Origin of the sequence: Mesorhizobium sp. M7A.F.Ca.US.014.04.1.1 (assembly GCF_003998745.1) — a bacterium.
Classification (GTDB): domain Bacteria; phylum Pseudomonadota; class Alphaproteobacteria; order Rhizobiales; family Rhizobiaceae; genus Mesorhizobium; species Mesorhizobium ciceri.
On sequence record NZ_RZRW01000598.1, the window covers coordinates 1 to 3389 of the forward strand.

At 61.1% G+C, this 3389-nt stretch carries 4 protein-coding genes and 2 pseudogenes; 3 read left to right on the plus strand and 3 right to left on the minus strand.

Annotated elements, in window-relative coordinates:
• A pseudogene (locus EOA22_RS28295) lies at positions 1 to 159 on the minus strand (50S ribosomal protein L11 methyltransferase); the annotation flags it as partial.
• Between the two features lie 10 nt (positions 160 to 169).
• Positions 170 to 748 (minus strand): SCO family protein, encoded by a 579-nt coding sequence (locus EOA22_RS28300; RefSeq protein WP_013530973.1) that lies wholly within the window; start codon positions 746 to 748, stop codon positions 170 to 172.
• Positions 749 to 936: 188 nt separating this feature from the next.
• Between EOA22_RS28300 and EOA22_RS28305 the strand changes: the two genes are divergently transcribed.
• The 3 genes from EOA22_RS28305 (at position 937) to EOA22_RS28315 (ending at position 2719) form a co-directional block, all read left to right on the plus strand.
• Positions 937 to 1455 (plus strand): CreA family protein, encoded by a 519-nt coding sequence (locus EOA22_RS28305; protein WP_024501452.1) that lies wholly within the window; start codon positions 937 to 939, stop codon positions 1453 to 1455.
• 138 nt (positions 1456 to 1593) lie between these two features.
• The gene (locus EOA22_RS28310; RefSeq protein ID WP_063168299.1) at positions 1594 to 2235 is read left to right on the plus strand and encodes a DapH/DapD/GlmU-related protein; all 642 of its coding nucleotides are present in this window, start codon (positions 1594 to 1596) and stop codon (positions 2233 to 2235) included.
• Between the two features lie 190 nt (positions 2236 to 2425).
• Positions 2426 to 2719, plus strand: coding sequence for a hypothetical protein (locus tag EOA22_RS28315; protein WP_013530976.1), 294 nt, complete (start codon positions 2426 to 2428; stop codon positions 2717 to 2719).
• A gap of 105 nt (positions 2720 to 2824) precedes the next feature.
• On the opposite strand, the pseudogene EOA22_RS28320 reads toward EOA22_RS28315, so the two are convergent.
• A pseudogene (locus EOA22_RS28320) lies at positions 2825 to 3389 on the minus strand (hypothetical protein); the annotation flags it as partial.

The window sequence follows — 3389 nt, forward strand, 5'->3', positions numbered from 1 at the left end:
GCCATCGGCATAGAGCGACACTTCGTGGATGTCCTTGTCCTCGTCGACCTCCAGCACGGCGATCGGCAGCCCCTCTTCCTCGAAGGCCGCCTCAAGCGCCGCGAAAATGCTGACGGACTCGATCTTTCCGGTGGTGAAGTAAAGGCGCGTCTGGGTCATGAAATGGTAATCAGCCTTTCGCCGCCAGCCGCTTCAGCTTGGCGATGGCCGTATCGGCGCTTTCGCCGTAGGCGATTGTGCCGGCAAAATCGCCCTTGGCGTTGAGCAGCAGCACCGAGGCGGTATGATCCATCGTGTAGTCGCCGTCGCCGGTGTCGACCTTCTTCCAATAGATGCCGAACGACTTGGCCATGGCATGGACCTTGTCCGGAGCGCCCGTGATGCCGACGATACGGTCGGAGAAATTGCTGACATAGGCGTTCATCACCTCAGGCGTGTCGCGCTCCGGATCGACCGATACGAAATAGGCGTGCAGGTTCTTGCCGTCGTCGCCGAGCGTCTTCAGCCAGCCGGCCAGTTCGAACAGCGTGGTCGGGCAGACCTCGGGGCAATGGGTGAAGCCGAAGAAGACGACGCTGGGCTGGCCCCGGAAGGCGGCTTCGGTGATCGGCGCGCCTTTCTGGTCGACCAGAGTAAAGGCGGCCCCGAATGGCTCGCCGCCATAGTGGCCGCGATACCAGTCGAAGGTCAGCCAGCCGATGCCGGCCGCCATCAGGACGAGAATACCGACCAGGATAGAACGCATCATCAGAAAAGTCCGTCTGCAGAAATCGTCGCGCCGGCTCAATGCCGCGCCTGTGTGACAGTCTTAGCGGTTCGGCCCCGCACAGGCAAAGTGCCGCGTTGCCGCAACCGCTGCGGTGTCGACCTATCTGCTTGCAAAGCCGGGCCGCTCGCCCCACCTGTGACCGGCAACTCGAACCGCAGGAGGGTCCCTTGCAACGACTGATTGGGCACGGACTGATTGGGCGAAGACTGATCGGCGGTGCCTTGGCCGCGTGCGTTGTCCTAGGTGCCGGGGCCGCCGTGGCCGATGAAGTCGGCAAGGTCGGCGTCGACTGGCTCGGCAACGACATCATCGTCGAGGCGATCAAGGACCCCAAAGTGGAGGGCGTGACATGTCACGTCTCCTATTTCGATCGCGGCATCATCGATCGCCTGCACAAGGGCAACTGGTTCGAGGATCCGTCCGATTCCTCGATCTCCTGCCGCCAGACCGGCCCGATCACCATCGGCGACATCGACATGAGCGAGGGCGGCGAGGAAGTGTTCAAGCAAGGCATCAGCCTGATCTGGAAGAAGCAGGTGGTGAACCGCATCTACGACAAGGCCAACGAGACGCTGATCTATCTCTCGCATTCGCGCCAGGTGCAGAACGGCTCGGCCAAAATGTCGGTCACCACTGTGCCGCTCTACGGCCAGAACGTGGTGTGGAGCAAAGGCAAGCCGCAATAGGCGATTCAGTTCCTTCCCGGGCGCACGATTGGCCCCGCTTGCGGGACCAATCGCCTGGGCGAATCCTTGCCGGGAAACGATCTGACGGACGATTGGCCCCGCTTGCGGGACCAATCGCCTAGGCGTAAAGCCGCCGGCATGGACCGTTCCGAAGATCTCGTCCCGAAAGACCCCGAGCCACGCATCCATCCGACCGCGGAGTTGAAGGCGTGCAAGCTTGGGCGTTATGCCTCGATCGGCGAGCGGGTGGTGCTTCGCGAGGTCACCGTCGGCGACTTCTCCTATTTCGAACGCCATTCGGAAGCGATCTACACGACGATCGGCAAATTCTGCTCGATCGCCGCCAACAGCCGCATCAATGCGCTGGAGCATCCCATAGAGCGGCTGACCCAGCACAAGCTCAGCTACCGGCCGAACGAGTATTTTCGCTGGCTGGGCGTCGATGCCGCCTTCCGCGAACGGCGGCAGGCGAAAGCCGTGACCATCGGCCATGATGTCTGGATCGGCCACGGCGCGGTGATCATGCCCGGGGTCACCATCGGCAATGGCGCGGTGGTCGGCGCCAACGCAGTGGTGACGCGTGATGTGCCGCCCTACGCGATCGTCGCCGGCGTGCCGGCGAAGGCTCTCCGGCCACGCTTCGCTCCGGATATCGCGGCGCGGATCGAAGCTCTCGCCTGGTGGAACTGGCCGGTCGAAAAGCTCGCCAGAGCGGTTCCCGACATGCAGGCAATGCCGATCGAAGCATTCCTCGATCGTTGGGAAAACGACGCCGTCTGACCAGCTCAAGACGTCGACGGTAACCAATTTTCTTAACGTAAAATATTAAAGTTAAGAAATGGAAAACGGATTGTATCCGTGAAATTAAACACTCCAAGGTTGCAAGACTTTCGGCAAAATGCACTACTCGTTTCGGGGGTAAGTCGTAAGAAGTCGAAGAAAACACTACTAGCAACAATGGAGAGAAGTCATGAAGAAGTTCGCTTTTGTACTCACCGCTGCTATGGTTTCGTTCTCGACTGTCGGCGCCTATGCCGGCGGCTGGGGAGGTAGCTCGGGTAGCCTGATCAATGTGTCGCCGTCCATCGGTGTCGGCCAGGTGACCGCGCTCAATGGCATCCTGAGTGGCAACAACATCCTGAGCGGCAATGTCGTCCAGGGCATTCTGAACGGCAACAAGACCAACGTCCTTACCGGCGTTCTCAGCGGTATCGGCGTCAATGTCCTTGGCGGCAACAGCTACAAGCTGGGCGGCCGTCACTGAGCAGGAAAGTCACGGGCATCCTTATGTCACGTGTCGTGGGCAGGAGGGTCTTCAACACCCTCCTGCCTCCGCTTGTGGGCCTACCCAGTCAAGCGCGGGAATGAGCTAGATCTTCGCCCGCAGGCCCACAAATGCATCGACCGTGTGTTCGCGCTCGTCGATCACGGTCTTGAAGGTCTCGGAAACGTCGACGCGAACGACAATGGCCATCGATTTGGTCGCGTTGTACGTCGCTTCGGCATAGACGCCCTTGCGGCGCTCCTGGTTCTCGTAGAGCAAATTGTCCTTGAGCTCATAGAAGATGCCGGAAGCGATGCCGAGGTTTTCGCGCACCTTCATGCCCAGTTCCAGTTCCGCGCGCTGCAGCCACGAAGCCAGGGGGTCGTCGGTTTCGGACGTTTCGTAGCGGCCGAAATAGGTGCCGCGCAGCTCGAAGCCGTGCGGCAGAGGCTTGCCGAAGGTGACTTGCCAGGTCGGACGCCAGCGCTGGTAGATGTTATCGGCGCCACGCAGGAACTGCGCACCCAGCGCCACGCCGAGCGTCGAACCGTCGGTGGCCTTGTAGGCCGCCTCGGCGCGCAGCGTATAGGCGTTGAACGACAGGAACAGCGGCGGGTAACCGATTTCCTCGACGCTGGCGGAGAGCGCAGACGCGGACGCGCCGAAGGCA